This window comes from Streptomyces sp. NPDC002206, assembly GCF_053593595.1.
This window is the reverse complement of sequence record NZ_JBSFCW010000007.1, coordinates 121192-136835: the sequence shown is the minus strand read 5'-3', so window position 1 is coordinate 136835 and position 15644 is coordinate 121192. Positions and strand designations below refer to the sequence as shown.

14 protein-coding genes are annotated in these 15644 nt (G+C 70.2%); 5 read left to right on the top strand and 9 right to left on the bottom strand.

What is annotated here, in order from left to right:
- The first annotated feature begins 32 nt into the window (after positions 1 to 32).
- Complete coding sequence (locus ACWCP8_RS16220) at positions 33 to 383, top strand: 5-carboxymethyl-2-hydroxymuconate Delta-isomerase (protein ID WP_352267010.1); 351 nt, start codon at positions 33 to 35, stop codon at positions 381 to 383.
- A 12-nt stretch (positions 384 to 395) separates the two neighbouring features.
- On the opposite strand, the gene ACWCP8_RS16215 is transcribed toward ACWCP8_RS16220, so the two are convergent.
- The 5 genes from ACWCP8_RS16215 to ACWCP8_RS16195 form a co-directional block, all read right to left on the bottom strand.
- Complete coding sequence (locus ACWCP8_RS16215) at positions 396 to 1118, bottom strand: TetR/AcrR family transcriptional regulator (RefSeq protein WP_352266864.1); 723 nt, start codon at positions 1116 to 1118, stop codon at positions 396 to 398.
- Between the two features lie 68 nt (positions 1119 to 1186).
- On the bottom strand, positions 1187 to 2266 hold the full coding sequence (locus ACWCP8_RS16210; protein WP_451116467.1) for a PDR/VanB family oxidoreductase: 1080 nt from the start codon (positions 2264 to 2266) through the stop codon (positions 1187 to 1189).
- A gap of 3 nt (positions 2267 to 2269) precedes the next feature.
- Entirely contained in the window at positions 2270 to 3175 is a 906-nt protein-coding gene (locus tag ACWCP8_RS16205) for a metal-dependent hydrolase (protein WP_382830268.1), read from the bottom strand.
- A 255-nt stretch (positions 3176 to 3430) separates the two neighbouring features.
- A complete protein-coding gene (locus tag ACWCP8_RS16200) occupies positions 3431 to 3748 on the bottom strand; it encodes a hypothetical protein (protein ID WP_352266861.1) in 318 nt (105 codons plus the stop codon).
- Positions 3749 to 4126: 378 nt separating this feature from the next.
- The gene (locus tag ACWCP8_RS16195; RefSeq protein ID WP_451116464.1) at positions 4127 to 6097 is read right to left on the bottom strand and encodes a hypothetical protein; all 1971 of its coding nucleotides are present in this window, start codon (positions 6095 to 6097) and stop codon (positions 4127 to 4129) included.
- A 126-nt stretch (positions 6098 to 6223) separates the two neighbouring features.
- Between ACWCP8_RS16195 and ACWCP8_RS16190 the strand changes: the two genes are divergently transcribed.
- Positions 6224 to 6718 (top strand): hypothetical protein, encoded by a 495-nt coding sequence (locus ACWCP8_RS16190; RefSeq protein WP_451116624.1) that lies wholly within the window; start codon positions 6224 to 6226, stop codon positions 6716 to 6718.
- 37 nt (positions 6719 to 6755) lie between these two features.
- Here the strand turns inward: ACWCP8_RS16190 and ACWCP8_RS16185 are convergent, their stop codons facing one another.
- Complete coding sequence (locus ACWCP8_RS16185; protein WP_451116462.1) at positions 6756 to 8258, bottom strand: DUF1996 domain-containing protein; 1503 nt, start codon at positions 8256 to 8258, stop codon at positions 6756 to 6758.
- 107 nt (positions 8259 to 8365) lie between these two features.
- Positions 8366 to 8923, bottom strand: coding sequence for a carboxymuconolactone decarboxylase family protein (locus tag ACWCP8_RS16180; protein WP_451116460.1), 558 nt, complete (start codon positions 8921 to 8923; stop codon positions 8366 to 8368).
- Positions 8924 to 8993: 70 nt separating this feature from the next.
- On the opposite strand from ACWCP8_RS16180, the gene ACWCP8_RS16175 reads away from it, so the two are divergent.
- The gene (locus ACWCP8_RS16175; RefSeq protein WP_451116458.1) at positions 8994 to 9497 is read left to right on the top strand and encodes a MarR family winged helix-turn-helix transcriptional regulator; all 504 of its coding nucleotides are present in this window, start codon (positions 8994 to 8996) and stop codon (positions 9495 to 9497) included.
- A 135-nt stretch (positions 9498 to 9632) separates the two neighbouring features.
- Positions 9633 to 11321 (top strand): alpha-L-fucosidase, encoded by a 1689-nt coding sequence (locus ACWCP8_RS16170; protein WP_451116456.1) that lies wholly within the window; start codon positions 9633 to 9635, stop codon positions 11319 to 11321.
- A 22-nt stretch (positions 11322 to 11343) separates the two neighbouring features.
- Here the strand turns inward: ACWCP8_RS16170 and ACWCP8_RS16165 are convergent, their stop codons facing one another.
- Positions 11344 to 11991, bottom strand: a complete 648-nt coding sequence (locus tag ACWCP8_RS16165; RefSeq protein ID WP_326603290.1) for a response regulator transcription factor — start codon at positions 11989 to 11991, stop codon at positions 11344 to 11346.
- Positions 11976 to 13244, bottom strand: coding sequence for a sensor histidine kinase (locus ACWCP8_RS16160; RefSeq protein ID WP_352266856.1), 1269 nt, complete (start codon positions 13242 to 13244; stop codon positions 11976 to 11978). Before ACWCP8_RS16160 ends, ACWCP8_RS16165 begins: the two co-directional genes overlap by 16 nt.
- A 238-nt stretch (positions 13245 to 13482) precedes the next feature.
- Here ACWCP8_RS16160 and ACWCP8_RS16155 point away from each other — a divergent pair, with 238 nt between their 5' ends.
- On the top strand, positions 13483 to 15630 hold the full coding sequence (locus tag ACWCP8_RS16155) for an MMPL family transporter (RefSeq protein ID WP_451116622.1): 2148 nt from the start codon (positions 13483 to 13485) through the stop codon (positions 15628 to 15630).
- The last annotated feature ends 14 nt before the right edge of the window (positions 15631 to 15644 follow it).

Genomic DNA, 15644 nt, shown 5'->3' with positions numbered 1-15644 from the left:
ACAACGGCCCGTACCGCATCCTGGAGCACTTGATGCCGCAGATCACCGTCGACTACTCCGCCGAACTCGACGACGCCTTCGACCGCCGCGGCTTCGCACAAGCCCTGCACCCGCTGGTCGCCGAGACGGTCACCACGAAGATTGCCGCCTGCAAGACCCGCTTCCGCCGGGTCGACGAGTCCGTCGTGGCCGACGCCGCCACGGGCGACGCGATCCTGCACATCTCGATCGGCCTGCTGCCCGGCCGCACCGACGAGATCAAGGCACAGCTCACCGAGTCCGTACTGGAGCTGCTGACCGCCCACCTCAAGGCCACCGACGGCCTCACGGTCCACGCCTCGGCCGAGACCCGCGACCTGGACCCGTCCTACCGCAAGCGCTGACCCGTACGGTCGTCAGGACAACCGCTGCGAGGGCACAGCCGGTACGGCGGGTGCGAAGGCGGAGAGCCGCGCCAGCAGATCTCCGAACGGCCCGTCGACCGGCTCCTCGGCGAGGACCCGCAGCACGATGGCCGCCATCTCCGTGTCGTACGCCGCACTCACCGCGGCCAGCGCCGCGAAGTCGTGCACCAGCTGCATCTCCAGCTCCGCGCGGGGAATCCGCCGCCCGTCCAGCCAGATCAACGCCGTCGACTCGGCGAGCGACACCCACGACCGCACGATCAACTCCAGTCGCGCCGGGGGATCCGTCACCCCCAGGTGGGCGATGATCTGCTCGTACGCCGCCTGCCGTACCCCGTCGATCATCGCGTTCGCCGTCGACGACCCGACCGCGGGCCCACCCCGCATCAGTGCGGAGAATCCGGGTCCGTGCTCGTCCACGAAGTCGAAGAACCGCCCCATGACCCGCAACAGCCGTGCCCCCAGGGGCCCTTCGCGCGGCTCCAGGAATCGCCCCGCCAACTCATCGGCCGCCCGCCGCAGCGCCGCCTCGTACAGGCTCTGCTTCCCCGGGAAGTAGTGGTAGACGAGCGGCCGGGAGATCCCGGCGGCGGCAGCGATCTCATCGATGGACACCTCGTCGGGGGCGCGGTGGCTGAACAACTCCAGCGCGACGCCGATCAGCTGCTGCCTGCGCTCATCGACGCCCATCCTGCGCCGCACCCCGGTCGTCATGCCACCAGCGTACCGACCGGGCCGGGAAGGGGGGCGGTGGTGTCCGGGCGGCCCGCGTCCGCACCTCTCTACAGATCCAGCACCAGCCGCTCCCCCCGGCACCGCGACACGCAGATCAGCATCGAGTCGTCGCGTTCCGTGTCCGTCAGCAGTTCGTCGCGATGGTCTATCTCGCCCTCCAGCACACGCTGTTGACATGTTCCGCAGAAGCCCTGTTCGCAGGAGTACGAGACATACGGGAGTTCCTCGCGGACCGCGGCCAGGATCGACTGGCCGGCCGCGACCCGGACCGTACGGCCGGTGCGGTGCAGTTCCACGTCGAAGGCGCCGGAGTCGGCCGGTGATGTCGCCGCTGCCGTGAAGCGTTCCAGGTGCAGGGTGCAGTCCGCCGGGAGTGCGGCCGTGACCGCATCCATCAGGGGTTCCGGGCCGCAGCAGTAGACCGCCGTGCCGGGCCCGAGGTCCACGAGGGCTGCCGCCGCGTCCGGGTGACCGGATTCGTCCTCCGGTACGACCGTGACGCGGTTGCCTTCCGCGCCGAGCTTCTCGATCTCGTCCAGGAACGGCATCGAGGCGCGCGTACGGCCTCCGTACAGCAGTCGCCAGTCGGCGCCGGAGGCGGCAACCGCCCGCAGCATCGGGAGGATCGGGGTGATGCCGATGCCGCCCGCGACGAAGACGTACGCGGGGGCTTCGGCGACGAGCGGGAAGCGGTTGCGGGGGCCGCGGATCTCGATCTCCACGCCCTCGTGCAGCCGGGCGTGGACCTCGCGCGAACCGCCGCGGCCGTCCTCGGCCAGTCGGGTCGCGACCGTGTACGTGTCAGGCGCGGCCGGGTCGCCACAGAGCGAGTACTGACGTACCAGGCCCGAGGGGAGGACGAGGTCCAGATGGGCGCCGGGCTGCCAGGCGGGGAGATCCGGGCCCTCCAGGCGGAGTTGGACCACGCCGTCAGCGGGCGTGGTCCGCTCGGTGATCAGCAGGCGGCGGATGGTGGTGGAACGGCGGCCGGAGTGACCCGAGACCGGTTCCTCCAGGGCAGGCAGCGGCCACAGCGGGGACTTCTCGATGCGGCGGTGCAGGGCGCGCTTGGCGAGCAGCGCGGCGCCGGTGACGAGGAGGACGGTGCGCAGGCGGGGCAGGGCCATGGGTCAGTGGGTTCCCGTCATTCGGGCCTCCGCGGCCAGGGCCGCGGGCGAGTGGGCGAGATAGTCGATGGCCTGCGCCGTACTGCCTTCCTGGGAGGGGTGGTAGGAGTGGCTCAGATAGCGCGGGATGGAGCGCAGCAGGGCAGGCGTGGAGGGCAGGGTGCCGCGCTTGCCGCTGTCGTAGAACGCCTTGAACGACGCCTTGCCGTCCAGCAGGCTGGGGTCGTTCTCCATGAAGAAGCGGACACCGCGCTGCCAGAGGAAGACCAGGGCGGAGAAGGCCAGTCCCCAAGTGCGCACCCGGCGCCGGTAGCCGCCGTCGACATGCATGAAGACCTCGAAGGCCACCGAGCGGTGTTCGACCTCCTCCGCGCCGTGCCAGCGCAGCAGGTCCAGCATGGTGGGGTCGGCTCCCTTGCGGTCCAGGGCCTCGGAGTTCAGGATCCAGTCGCCGAGAAACGCCGTGTAGTGCTCGATCGCCGCGATGATCGCCACCCGCTCCATCAGCCACCACCTGCGGGCGCGGCCCGGCGGCAGTGTCCGGTCGCCGAGCAGCTTCTCGAAGAACCAGTCGACCTGTGCGGTGTACGGGGTCGGGTCGAGCCCGAGCTTCTTGAGGTGGGGGAGTACGTCGTCGTGGGCCTGGGAATGCACGGCCTCCTGGCCGATGAACCCGATCACGTCGCGTCGCAGCTTCTCGTCATGGATGTACGGAAGCACCTGCCGGTACACGTGGATGAACCAGCGCTCCCCGGCCGGGAGCAGCAGATGGAGCACATTCATCGTGTGCGTGCTGAAGGGGTCGCCCGGCACCCAGTGGAGGGGAGTCTTCTCCCAGGCGAACGAGACCTTGCGGGCCTTCAGCTCGGTTCGCTCCGACGCGACCGCCGCTGGCTGCGTGTTAGACATGTTGTCAATGTACTGACGGGTACGCGGGGGGAACAGGGGCGTGCAGCGAATTCCTGCAGTCGCTGATCGGTGGGTGACAAGGGCGGTGTCCCTTGCGTTCGTCCCAGCGACTGCCGGCAGTTCGCCCCCAGACCGTGCCCGCTCGGCGACGCGGCCGAGCCGGGGCGCGCGTCGGACCCGTGGCGGTCCTCCTCGGCGGAGGGCGCCACGGGCCCAGTTCAAACTACGGTTCGGATCGGATCAGCGCGAACGGTACTACCAGCGGTCGTAGTCGTGGCCCCAGCGTCCGCGGTCGTAGTCGTGGTCCCAGCGTCCGTGGTCGCGGTGACCCCAGCCCCAGCGTCCGTGGTTGCGGTGGTGGCCCCAGCGTCCGTGGTTCCGGTGGTTGTGGCCCCAGCGTCCGTCGTCGTCCCGACGGTCGTGGCCCCAGCGTCCGTCGTCCCGACCGTCCTTGACCTGCACGGAGTGGGCAACGCCGACGGCGCCGGGGGCGGCGGCCTGAGCTGCGCCGGCACCGCCCAGCACGACGACGGCGGCCACACAGACGGCGGCAGCGAAGCGTGGAACATGCATAGAGATCTCCTGTCGCAGCAGGCGGCGAAGCGCCTGCTCGGATTTGACCTCGCAACCGTCGCCCCCCGACGACCGTTGATGATCGCGCCACGCGCTCCAAGACACCCGATCTGCTGCAATGCCGCCGATGGTGGAACAGAGTCCTGTGGGCAATCCGTGGAGCTCCGTCCGTCCCCTCCGTCCCCTCCCGTGTGCGTCGCCATCCGCCCTTCGCACCCCGTCCCACCTGCTGGTTCTCACCGACGGTTCAGGGGCACGCCGGTCCGTCAGCGACTCCGCGTCCCACTCCGCGGGCACGCCGGACGGTCCGCCGCCGGGCGCCATTCGGCCGAGCAGAGGATCGCGGCGTGCAACCCGGGAAGGGTCACGGCGGCATGGTCAGCGCAGGGCGCCCACCCGCCTCCCGTCCGCCAGCAGCCCGCTCAGCTGCGCCCGGTCGCCCGCCCGTGCCGGTACCGCGAGCAGATGCCCCCGCGCCCGGCCCCACACCCCGCCGGACGTCGTCAGCGACGCGAACTCCTCGCTGCCCGCCGCCAGTACGTACCACCGGCCGCCACGCGACTTCCACAGCACCCCCGCCAGCACCCTCGGATCCTGCACCCCGCAGGCCGGCGAATCCTCGGCGCGCGCCGCGACGGCTCCCGGCGGCACCACACCGCCTGCGGCGGGCGGTGTGAATGGGGCCTGGAACTGGGCGAGCACCCTGCTCCCCGTGCCCCGCCAGGTCTCCGCCCGGGTGCACAGCCACTGCGCGTAGCCGTTGCCCTCGGGCAGCCATTGCCGGGCGTACGGCCAGGAGTTCACCGACCGTACGCCGCGTGACCGGACCGCCGTCAGCAGACAGGCGGTCCGCGCCCAGCTCTCCCGCTCCGCCCGCCCGGACACGTCGTGCGGCGCCGACGGCGATCCCGAGGTCAGCCGGGCCGGGGCGAGTTCGCCGAGGTCCGTCAGCAGCCGGGTCGAGGTACCGGCGTGCATCTCGACGGCGGACCAGGAGCGGCAGCGCGCGGCCGTTGCCGGGCTCGGCAGGGCATCGGTGACGCCGTTGCGGTCGCGGTGCAGCGCCCGTGCGGCCCGGCCGGGGGCGAGCAGATCCCGTACGGACACCCCGCGCACCCATGGCGCCGTCAGATAGCGGACCGTGCCGGTCCCACGGCTCACGATCAGGGCGTCGGCGGACGTCGAGTCCGCGCTGTCCACCCGCGCGAAGTCGAGCGCCGCGCCCTGTGCCGGATCGGCGTTGCGCGCCTCCGCGTACCGCACGATGCGCAGCCCGTCGTAGAACAGCACGACCGCGGCCGTCCCCACCTCGCCCGCGTACAGCAGCTGCGGGGAGCCCATCGGCGGCCCGACCGGCGTCCCCGGCGTCGTCGACGACCGCACCGCTGCGCCGGGGCGCGCCCAGACGGCGAGTGCGCGCCGCAGCAGCCGGGCGTCGTCGGTGCGGTCTCCGCGGGTGGGCCAGGCGGTGAAGTCGGTACGGGGCGAGCGCTGCCAGAAGGCCGGCTTCACGCGTCGTAACGCCGCTGGTTCCAGGGCCTGTTCGGCCGCAGGGTTACGGGCGTACAGGGGCGCGGACGTCAGGTCCCGGCCCCAGCCGTTGCCGGGCAGCCCCAGCAGCGCCCCGCACACCAGCAGTGCGGCGACCGCCGCCAGCGCAGCCTTCGCGTGCTGGCGGCGGCGCAGCAGATCCGGCGGGCGGGCCTGCAGGGAACAGGGGTCGAACTCCGTGGACGCCAGAAGCGCGTACGGCGCCGCCACCGCGTCGGCCTCCATCAGCGCCGCATGCGGGTCCGCCACCCCGGCGGCGGCGAGCACCCGCCGTACCTCGCCGTCCGCGAGACCCTCCAGGCCGCGCAGGACGTGCGCCGCGCGCGCCGGGCCGGACAGCGTCGACAGGGCCTGATCCAGGGCGAGTTCGTCCGCGCCGCCGGAGTGCGGGAGCAGTCGCAGCCCCCAGACCAGCGGGAGCAGCGGCGGCAGTTGGGCCCGTCGCGGCCACGCCGGCCGACGCAGGGGAAGGCCCGCCTGCAGTGCGGTACGCAGCACCCGCTGCCGGATGAGCGCATAGCCCGGGTCGACCCCGGTCGCACCGAAGGGCCGGCGGGGGAGCGGGACGCCGTCCCCGGCGGCGAACGCCGCCCGGCGTCCCAGTGGCAGGGACCGCTGGGCGAGGGAGTGGGCGGTCAGCACACGGCGATTGCGGCCGAGGGAGGGCGGCAGTACGAGATAGCCGAGCCGGACCAGCCGCGGATAATGCTCGACGAGCGCCGCTTCGGCCTGCTCCACATCGACCTGCTCCCCATCCACCGGAGCGGCGGCGGAAGATACTTCTGGCAGTGGGCGCACGTTCAGCAGAACGAGCGAATCGTGCGATGGTCACTCCGGCGTGCGGTCGCTGCTGTCCGATCCGGCCGTTCGGCCGCGCCGATGGGGGCGAAGGGGCACGATGGCCGAATGGTGACGCAGTTGGAGATGCGACGAGGACGTAGTTCCGGGGCCGGTGGGTTCAAGGCCGGCAGGCCCGGGGTGCGGGCAGCCGCAGCCGCCCTCGCAGGCCTGACCCTCCTCACGGGCTGTTCAGCCGGCGGGGGCGGCGACAACAAGCCGGACGTCCCGCCGACCGCGACCGGCAGCCTGGAGCAACTGGCCACGAAGGCGCAGTGCAAGCCGAACATCCAGACCGACGCGCAGGAACTGCGCCAGGCCAGCTGCACGACGGACGATGGGCGTTATGTGCTGGCCACCTTCGCGACCGACCGCGGGCAGCGCGAGTGGATCAACGAGGCGAACGATTACGGCGGCTCGTATCTCGTCGGCCGGAAGTGGGTTGCCGTCGGCGAGCCCAACGTGGTCGCAGCGCTGCGCGGCCGGCTCGGGGGGACGGTGGAGACCGCCTCGCCGCACCACTCGGGGAGTAGTGGCAGTGGGGGGAGCGAGGGAGGGCACTCCGGTCACCACGGGAGCTGACCGCGCAGGTAGGGGGTGGGGTGCTGCGGAGGGGGGATCAGCGGCACTTGCGCCCGCCGTTGATGCAGCTCACCACCTTCTTCATCAGGTTGTCGTCGAAGACATTGATGAAGTCACCGTGATCGGTGACGGGTTTGTGCAGCTGCTCCGGGAACGAGTCGACGGCGAAGCCGGGGCCCGGCGGCACGTCGTACACAATGCGCTGGACCAGCTGCGGAACGGCTCTGAAGCCGTTCGGGCACCGCCCGTTGTCCTGGGCGAAGGCGACATGCGTGCGGTGATTGGCGGAGTCGGTGTTCTGCCCGTCCCAGCAGCTCTGGAATGCGAACGAGCGGACCACCTGACTGCCGTCCGGGCAGATCGGGTATTTGTCCTTGAGCTGCCGATCCTCGAATCCGGTGCAGCTCCATGAGGCATTGGCGTTGGCGTCGCCGTTGGTGAATGCCTTGGCATCCCCGGTGATGATCCGCAGGAAGCGCGGCATCGCCGTGACCTTCCCGGTGGGATTGCCGACGAATTTCAGCGTGACCTGGGACGGGGTCTGGATCTCTCCGATGTTCTGGTCCTTGCCACCGCCATCCGCGCCCGCGTCGTTCTCCGCCGTCCCGTTCTGCAGACGCAGGACAGGCCAGTAGTACGTGGACTTGTCACCCTGGTTCCGGCAACTGGTATCACCATTGGCCAGATCATCATCGCTGGCGAAGGCGTCGTTGGCCTGATTGCCGACGTAATCGTGCATATGGTGAGCGCCGTTGCTCACGCCCGGCGCGACGATGACATTGTCCGGGTTGAATTTGCCGTTCTCGTTACGCCCGCAGTCGGTGGTGAACGTACCGCGCGAGGCGCCGCGGCGTTGGCGTGGCCTGTCGACATTGGGCTGCACGGACTGGATGTCGACGAAGTCGGACGCCTCGGGGCCGTTGCCCTGCTGACCCTGGTCCTGGCCTTGATCCTGGCCGTTGTCGCCGCCCTGGTCCGCGCCGTCGTCCTGACCGCCGTCCTGACCGTTGTTCTGGCCGTCGTCCTGACCCTGGCCCTGGTCGGAGCCCTGATCGCCCATGTCATTGCTGTCGTCGGCGCGCAGACTGCACGGGGCCAGCCCGTCCAGCCCGCCCGGACGGTTCGCTTTGCGCCCGACGGCGGTGGCGATACGGTCGATGCTCGCCGTCCGCCTGGCTTTCAGTGGACCGAGTACGGCATTCTCGGCAAGGCCGGGATCACGGGAGATCTCGTCCTTCCGGTCGGCGAATTGCCGATAGGCATCGGTGATCTGGGTATCCATGGCTGCCAGTTCGCGGTCGACCTCCCAGCGCGCCTGATCGGGCACGTCGGGAAGTTCGTTACCCACGTCGGGGCAGTCGATGGTGGACATCTGGGTGCCCGCATTCCAAGTCCGGCCGGGCGGCGAGCCGGAAGATCCTTCTCCCGCCGATGCGTAGACATTGACCGCGATCAAGCCACCTCCGCCCAGAATCAATGCGGCCGAGGCGACAATCGCCCGGTTGGCCAGCGTCGAACGTTTGCGTGATGTGCGTCCCATGGAACTCCTCATGCTTCGAGGGAGAAGCGTGACGTTCCATACGGGTGTGGTTCGGGGTGCGTTCAGTGAAAGGGGAAGTTCGTAGAAATCTCCATTCGCAAAACGGGTCACATGGGGGTGGGAGCGAACTCGGCGACCTGTGGGTCGACGGGTGCCCCGGTCATCCGGTTCGCCAGCGTCGACATCGTGTACGCGCCGATGCCCAGGACCACTTCGAGGGCGTTCTGCGGGGTGTGGCCGTGCGCCAGGAAGTCCTGCAGTGCGTCGTCGCCGACCGCGCCCGCCGTCGCGATGACGGCAAGGGTGAACTGCCGTACCGCTTCGAGCCGTTCGTCCGGCAGCGGCCTCTCCGTGCGCAGTGCGGCGATCAGGTCGGCGTCCGCGCCGAGTGCGGTGAGCTTCGCGGTGTGCATCGCGACGCAGACGTGGCAGTCGTTGCGAGTGGCGATCGTCATGATCAGGACCTCGCGGGAGAGCGGGTCCAGGGTGGTCGACTCGAAGATCGCACTGATCCTCAGGAAGCCGTCGAGCAGCTGCGGCGACGTGGCCAACCGGCCGACGGCGGCGGGCAGATGGCCCTGCTTGTTCACCACGGCCTCCATGGAGCGACGGGCGGCGCCAGGGGCGGATTCGAGGGTGTGGTCGGGAAACGCGGGCGCGGGCATGGGAGGACCTCTCGCGATAAACTCGACAACGTGATTGACGAAAACGTAAATCAGGTTGTCGAGTTTTGCAATGGCTGAGCCGGCAGGGCGAGTTGAAAGTGTGGCGCCCGACGGTGACGGCGCGGGCTTCGAGCTGCCCCTGCTCCTGTTCGCCGGGTTCCGGTCGATCGTCGACGAGCTCCATCGCGAACTGGCCGAGTGCGGGCATCCCGACGTCCGTCCCGCGTACGGCTTCGCGCTCCAGGCCATCGGCCGCGAGGGCGCTACCGCCAGTGAGATCGGCCGACGGCTGGGCGTCTCCAAACAGGCCGCCGGCAAGACCGTCGACAGGCTGGAGAGCCTCGGCTACGTCGAGCGGGTCGACGATCCGCAGGACGGTCGCCGCAAGCTGGTCCGGGTGACCCCACGCGGTGTCGACGTGCTGGTCCGCTCCGCCGAAGGGTTCGACCGGCTGCGTGCCGAATGGGCCCGGGTGCTCGGCGCCGAGCGGCTGCGGGCGCTGGAGTCCGATCTGCGCGCGATGGCGCCCGCCGACGGGTTCCGGCTCGACGCTGCGGCGTGGTTCAACGGCTGAGACGCTCCCGGATGTCCGTGGCAATAGATGGGACGTATTTCGTAGACACCCTTCCCGTAGGTCTCATTGTGCGGCAGCATGCGCAGGTCGACACCCTAGAGATCCGACCAATGAGGTCGAGAATGAGAGGGAACCATGGCACGACGCACCCGTGTGCTCAGTGCGCTCGCACTGGCTGCCGCGGCCGCGCTCGTTCCCGTGCAGGCCACTGCTCAGCAAGCCGCGCAGGCGGCCGGGCAGCCCGGACACCGGGCCGCAGCACCACCGGGCACCCCGTGCGCCGCGCCTGTGCAGCCCGCTTCGCAGATGGCCGTCGAGTCCTGCGACAGCCCCGAGCGGATCATCGAGAAGGCCGCGAACATCGTCCCCACCTCCGGCCAACTCGCCTGGCAGCAGCGGGAGGTCACCGCCTTCACCCACTTCGGCATGAACACCTTCACGGGTCGCGAATGGGGATCGGGCACCGAGGACGAAAAGCTCTTCGCCCCGAAGAGCATCGACGCCGACCAGTGGATGCGTGCCTACAAGGCGGCCGGTGCCGAGCAGGTCATGCTCACCGCCAAGCACCACGACGGGTTCGTCCTGTACCCGTCCCGCTACACCGACCACTCCGTCGAACTCAGCCCCGGCAGCCCCGATGTCGTCGGCGCCTACGTGAAGGCCGCCCGCAAGGCGGGCCTGAAGGTCGGCCTCTATCTCTCGCCCTCCGACGGCGCCGAACTCCCGCACGCCTGGCATGCCCAGTGGGTCGAGTCAATCCGCAAGAAGCAGGCGGAGGGCAAGCCGCTGAGCCTGCCCGAACGGATGGCGCTGGAGGACGGCGACCGGGCACCCGCGGGCGAGGGCAGGTTCGGCAACGGCAGTGCCGTCACCGAGCGCACCATCCCCACCCTCGTCCCGGGCGACGACCGCGCCGCCGCAGTCAAGCGTCACAAGCTCCCCACCTTCACGGTGATGGCCGACGACTACGACGCGTACTACCTCAACCAGCTCTACGAAATCTTCACCCAGTACGGGCCGATCGAGGAGCTCTGGCTGGACGGCGCCAACCCCTGGTCCGGCTCCGGCATCACCCAGAAGTACAACGTCAAGCAGTGGTTCGACATGGTCAAGGCGCTGTCGCCGAACACCGTCGTCTTCCAGGGCCCGCAAGGCGTGCGCTGGGTCGGGAACGAGGGCGGCACCGCCCGTGAGACCGAGTGGAGCGTCACCCCGCACGCCACCGACCCGTGGACCGGACTCGGCAGCCTGCCCAACGACTCGACCGACGCCGACATCGGCTCCCGCGCCAGGATCCTCGACCCGACGACCAAGTACCTGCAGTGGTACCCGGCCGAGGCGGACGTCTCCATCCGGCCCGGCTGGTTCTACCACCCGGAACAACAGCCCAAGACTGCCACGCAGTTGATGAACCTGTACGAGAAGAGCGTCGGCCGGAACGCCGCACTGCTGCTGAACGTGCCGCCCAACCGGGACGGCCGGATCGCCGACGCGGACGTCGCGTCACTGACCGCCTTCGGCAAGGCGGTACGCAGCACCTACGGCACCGATGTGCGGCGCACGCAGGCTCCGGGGCCGTACACCTTCGACCGGGTCGCCGTCCGCGAGGACATCCGGCACGGACAGCGGGTCGAGAAGTTCGCCGTGGAGGCCAGGATCGACGGCAGCTGGCAGCGGATCGCCGAGGGCACCACCATCGGCAACCGGCGCATCCTGCCGCTCGCCTCGCCCGTCACCGCGACGGCGGTACGGGTCAAGGTCCTGGAGTCCCGGGCCGCACCGCACCTCGGGGCGACCACGCTGCACCTGAGTTCGACCGGATGAGCCGTCGGCCGGGGGTGTGGGGTCACCCCCGGTCGAGATAGGCCAGCACGGCAAGAACGCGGCGGTTGTCGTCGTCGGACGGCGGCAGGCCGAGCTTTCCGAAGATATTCGAGGTGTGCTTGGCCACCGCCCGCTCCGTGATCACCATCTTCGAGGCGATCGCCGCGTTCGAACGGCCCTGGGCCATCAGCTCCATGACCTCCAGCTCGCGCGGCGTCAGCCCGCCCATCGGCTTGTCCTGCGCCCGCCGCGACAGCAGCTGCGAGATCACCTGCGGGTCCATGGCCGTGCCGCCCGCCGCGACCCTGCGTACCGCGTCGATGAACTGGTCGGCGTCGAAGACCCGGTCCTTGAGCAGATATCCGATGGCCCCGTTGCCGTCCGCCAGCAGCTCGCGTGCGTACAACTGCTCCACATGCTGCGAGAGCACGAGCACCGGCAGCCCCGGCCGGGCCTTTCTGGCCGCCAGTGCGCACTGCAGGCCCTCGTCCGTGTGGGACGGCGGGAGCCGGACGTCGACCACGGCGACGTCCGGCTCCAACTCGGCGAGCGCTCTGGTCAGTTCGGGCCCGGTCTCGACGGCTGCCGCAATCTCGAAGTCGTACGCCTGCAGCATCCGGACCAGACCGTCACGCAACAGGAAGAGATCTTCGGCTAGGACAACTCGCAAGGGATCTCCATGGTCACCATGGTGGGGCCGCCCGCTGGGCTGCTGACGGCCATGATGCCGTCGAATGTACCGAGTCGGCGTTCGATTCCGCTCAGCCCCGAGCCCGGTCCGATCGTCGCGCCGCCCCTCCCGTTGTCCGTGACGGAGATCCGCAGCATCGAGTCGGCGTGGTGGATGTCCACCCAGAGACGGTCCGCCCCCGAGTGCTTGGCGGCGTTCGTCAGGGTCTCGCTGACCGCGAAGTACGCGGCCGACTCGACCGGCGCCCCGGCGCGGCCGGCCAGCTCCACCTCGACCTCGGCCGCGATGGGCAGCCGCAGCGCCAACGCCTTGACGGCGTCCCCGAGTCCGCGTTCGGCCAGGACCGGCGGGTGGATGCCCCGTACGAGATCGCGCAGCTCGGTGAGGGCTTCCGCGGAGGACTCGCGGGCCGTCGCGAGCAGCTTCTTGGCCTGCGCCGGGTCCTTCTCGATCAGCGCCTCGATCGTGCCCAGGTTCATGCCCATGGCGACCAACCGGGCCTGTGCGCCGTCGTGCAGATCGCGCTCGATACGGCGCAGTTCGCCCGCGGCGGTGTCCACGGCCTCGTGCCGGGTCTCGGTGAGCCGGTCGATCCGCCGGGCCAGCTCCTGCTCATGGGTGGGCGCCAGCAGCGAGCGGGCGATCACGAAGTGCAGCCGCAACAGCGGATTGCCGACCTTCAGACCCGTCAGGAAGAACACCACACCGAGCGCTGCGGCGGCCAGCGCCGTCGCCTGGCTGTCGACCGGCACGAACGCGTACCAGTACCGGTCGTCGGTGAAGACCCGCCACAGGCCCGCCGCCAGGACGAACCCCTCCACCGGGTAGAGCAGCAGCGCCGAGGCGAGGACCGACACGCAGTAGCCGGCCGTCATGTCGACCAGCAGCCACTGGATGTCCCGCCAGGTCGCCGGATCCTTCAGCATCAGCGTCGTCCGCTCGACCTGTCCCGTGAGCCCGCCGCGCAGATCCTTCGGGAAGGGCCGATAGGGGACCGGGATGCGGATGTCCGACCAGGTCGCCGCCAGCAGCCGGCGCTGGTTGGCGTGCCTGCGGACCGCGTCCAGCACCTGTGGGGTGGTGAACAGGCCCAGACCCAGTGGAATGAAGGCGATCGAGAGCACCGCCAGGACGAACAGGGTGATCGACCCGGCGAGACTGGCGATCGACAGTACGATCCCGCGCCCGGCGGCCAGCAGCGCGGACCGTATCCGGTTCTGCATCGCGTTCATGATGGTCCCTCTCCCCTCGCCGGGCCCCTCCTGGCAGGCCGCGGTCCGAGGACAGTCTCACCCGGCGGCCAGGCGTGAGGTCAGCCGTTTGCCACCCGGGAGGGGTGTACCCAGCACCACCATCGGGACCTCGCCCTACGCCTCGGGGAGAGGGGGTTCCGGCGGCTGGGGCGGCAGGCGCCCCGTCTCTAGGTTCGTGAGCGACTCATTCGACGTCAACTTCTGGGGGCGAAACGCCATGAGGCGCAACCTGGCGGCACGCATCGGCGTATGGAGCGCACACCATCGCAGGACGGCCATCCTCGGCTGGCTGCTCTTCGTCGTGCTCGCCACGGGCATCGGCGGGGCATCCGGCATGGTCGAGATGACGGACGCCGAGAACGCCACGGGCGACTCGGCACGGGCCGAGCAGATCCTCGACGACGCCGGCCTCGCCCATCCCGCAGGTGAGCTGGTCATGGTGTCCGCCGCGAAGGCGGGCGACTGGCAGGACGCGGCCCGTGAGGTCTCCGCCGCCGTGGAGCGGACCGGCGAGGTCCGGAACCTCGCGGCGCCCGTCCCCTCCAAGGACGGCAAGGACGCCCTGATCACCTTTGACATGAAGGGAGACGCGGCGACGTCCGCCGACCGGGTGCAGCCGGTGCTCGACGCCGTGTCCGGGGTCCGGGAGAAGCGGCCGGACATCACGATCCATCAGTTCGGCGAGGCCAGCGCCGGGAAGTGGCTCGGCGACCTGCTCTCCGAGGACTTCAAGAAGGCCGAGTTCACCGCCGTACCCCTGGCCCTGGGCATCCTGCTGGTCGCCTTCGGCGCCGTGGTCGCGGCCCTGTTGCCGGTCGGGCTCGCACTCACCGCCTGCATGGCCGCCTTCGGTCTGCTGTCGCTGGCCAGTCACCAGCTGCACCTCTTCCAGACCACGTACTCCGTGATGTTCCTGATGGGCTTCGCCGTCGGCGTCGACTACTGCCTCTTCTACCTGCGGCGCGAGCGCGACGAGCGGGCCGCGGGGCGCGACGCCGAAACGGCGCTGCGGATCGCGGCGGCGACCAGCGGCCGGGCCGTTCTGGTCTCCGGGCTCACCGTCATGGTCGCGATGGCCGGCATGTTCCTGTCCGGACTGATGCTGTTCAAGGGCTTCGCCCTGGCCACGATCACCGTCGTCCTCATCGCCGTGCTCGGCTCGGTGACAGTGCTTCCCGCGCTGCTGTCGTGGCTCGGCGACCGGATCGACGCGGGGCGGGTGCCGCTGCTGAACCGGCGCTCCCGGCGGGGCGTGCGGGCCAGTGGCTCCTTCGCAGGCACGATCCTCGGTCCTGTTCTGGCCCGGCCCAAGGTCTTTGCGGTCTCCTCGGTCGTCGTCCTGCTGGCCCTGGCCGCGCCCGCCCTCGGCATGAAGACCGAGTCGCTCGGCCTGGAGAAGCAGTTCGGCTCGGACTCGGAGCTCTCCGTGGCGTACCGGAACATCGAGGAGACGTTCCCGGGCGGCCCCGCCCCCGCCCTCCTCGTGATCGAGGCGGATGACATCGACTCGCCCGAACTGCGCAAGGCACTGGCGGAGTTCGGCCCCGACAAGGTGACCGTGCACCGGGCGCAGAACGTCGCGGAGGTCGAGGTGCCGCTGCCGGACGGCAGGGCCGGCCTGGCCGAGCTGCGCGACAAGCGGGTGCCCGCCGCCTTCGACGGGACGGGTGCGCAGGCGTACGTCACCGGGGAGCCGGCCGGGTCCGTCGACTTCAACGATCAGCTGAAGCGCGGCATCGTCCCGGTCTTCGCGTTCATCACGGCGGTGACCTTCCTGCTGATGCTGTTCTGCTTCCGCTCGTACGTCATCGCGGTGACGTCGATCCTTCTCAACCTGCTCTCCGTGGGCGCCGCGTACGGAGTGATGGTCGCCGTCTTCCAGCACGGCTGGGGCGCTTCGCTGATCGGCTCGGAGGGGGTAGGGGCGATCGAGGCATGGATGCCGTTGTTCGTCCTGGTGGTGCTCTTCGGCCTCTCGATGGACTACCACGTGTTCGTGGTCTCCCGGATCCGCGAGGCCCGGCAGAGCGGTCTGGACACCCGGGCGGCCATCGACACGGGCATCCGGCGGACGGCGGGCGCGGTGACCGGCGCGGCCGTGATCATGGTGGCGGTGTTCGCCGTCTTCGGGACGCTCTCCATGCAGGACATGCAGCAGATGGGCGTCGGCCTCGCCGTTGCGGTGCTGCTGGACGCCACGATCGTACGGATGGTCCTGTTGCCCTCCGTCATGGCGCTGCTCGGCGAGCGGAACTGGCGGACCCCGCGCGGACTCTCCCGGCTGCCGAGCCTGGACCACGGCGAGGCGCAGGCAGCGGGCGCGGTGGCCGAACCGGTTCTGCCCGGGTCGGGTCTCCGCGGCTGACGCCCCTACGAAGA

Excerpts from the sequence above, each read along its gene's own strand:
- ACWCP8_RS16220 (WP_352267010.1), top strand. The coding sequence starts at position 33 with ATGCCGCAGATCACCGTCGACTACTCCGCCGAACTCGACGACGCCTTC.
- ACWCP8_RS16215 (WP_352266864.1), bottom strand. The coding sequence starts at position 1,118 with ATGACGACCGGGGTGCGGCGCAGGATGGGCGTCGATGAGCGCAGGCAG.
- ACWCP8_RS16210 (WP_451116467.1), bottom strand. The coding sequence starts at position 2,266 with ATGGCCCTGCCCCGCCTGCGCACCGTCCTCCTCGTCACCGGCGCCGCG.
- ACWCP8_RS16205 (WP_382830268.1), bottom strand. The coding sequence starts at position 3,175 with ATGTCTAACACGCAGCCAGCGGCGGTCGCGTCGGAGCGAACCGAGCTG.
- ACWCP8_RS16200 (WP_352266861.1), bottom strand. The coding sequence starts at position 3,748 with ATGCATGTTCCACGCTTCGCTGCCGCCGTCTGTGTGGCCGCCGTCGTC.
- ACWCP8_RS16190 (WP_451116624.1), top strand. The coding sequence starts at position 6,224 with ATGCGACGAGGACGTAGTTCCGGGGCCGGTGGGTTCAAGGCCGGCAGG.
- ACWCP8_RS16185 (WP_451116462.1), bottom strand. The coding sequence starts at position 8,258 with ATGGGACGCACATCACGCAAACGTTCGACGCTGGCCAACCGGGCGATT.
- ACWCP8_RS16180 (WP_451116460.1), bottom strand. The coding sequence starts at position 8,923 with ATGCCCGCGCCCGCGTTTCCCGACCACACCCTCGAATCCGCCCCTGGC.
- ACWCP8_RS16175 (WP_451116458.1), top strand. The coding sequence starts at position 8,994 with ATGGCTGAGCCGGCAGGGCGAGTTGAAAGTGTGGCGCCCGACGGTGAC.
- ACWCP8_RS16170 (WP_451116456.1), top strand. The coding sequence starts at position 9,633 with ATGGCACGACGCACCCGTGTGCTCAGTGCGCTCGCACTGGCTGCCGCG.
- ACWCP8_RS16160 (WP_352266856.1), bottom strand. The coding sequence starts at position 13,244 with ATGAACGCGATGCAGAACCGGATACGGTCCGCGCTGCTGGCCGCCGGG.
- ACWCP8_RS16155 (WP_451116622.1), top strand. The coding sequence starts at position 13,483 with ATGAGGCGCAACCTGGCGGCACGCATCGGCGTATGGAGCGCACACCAT.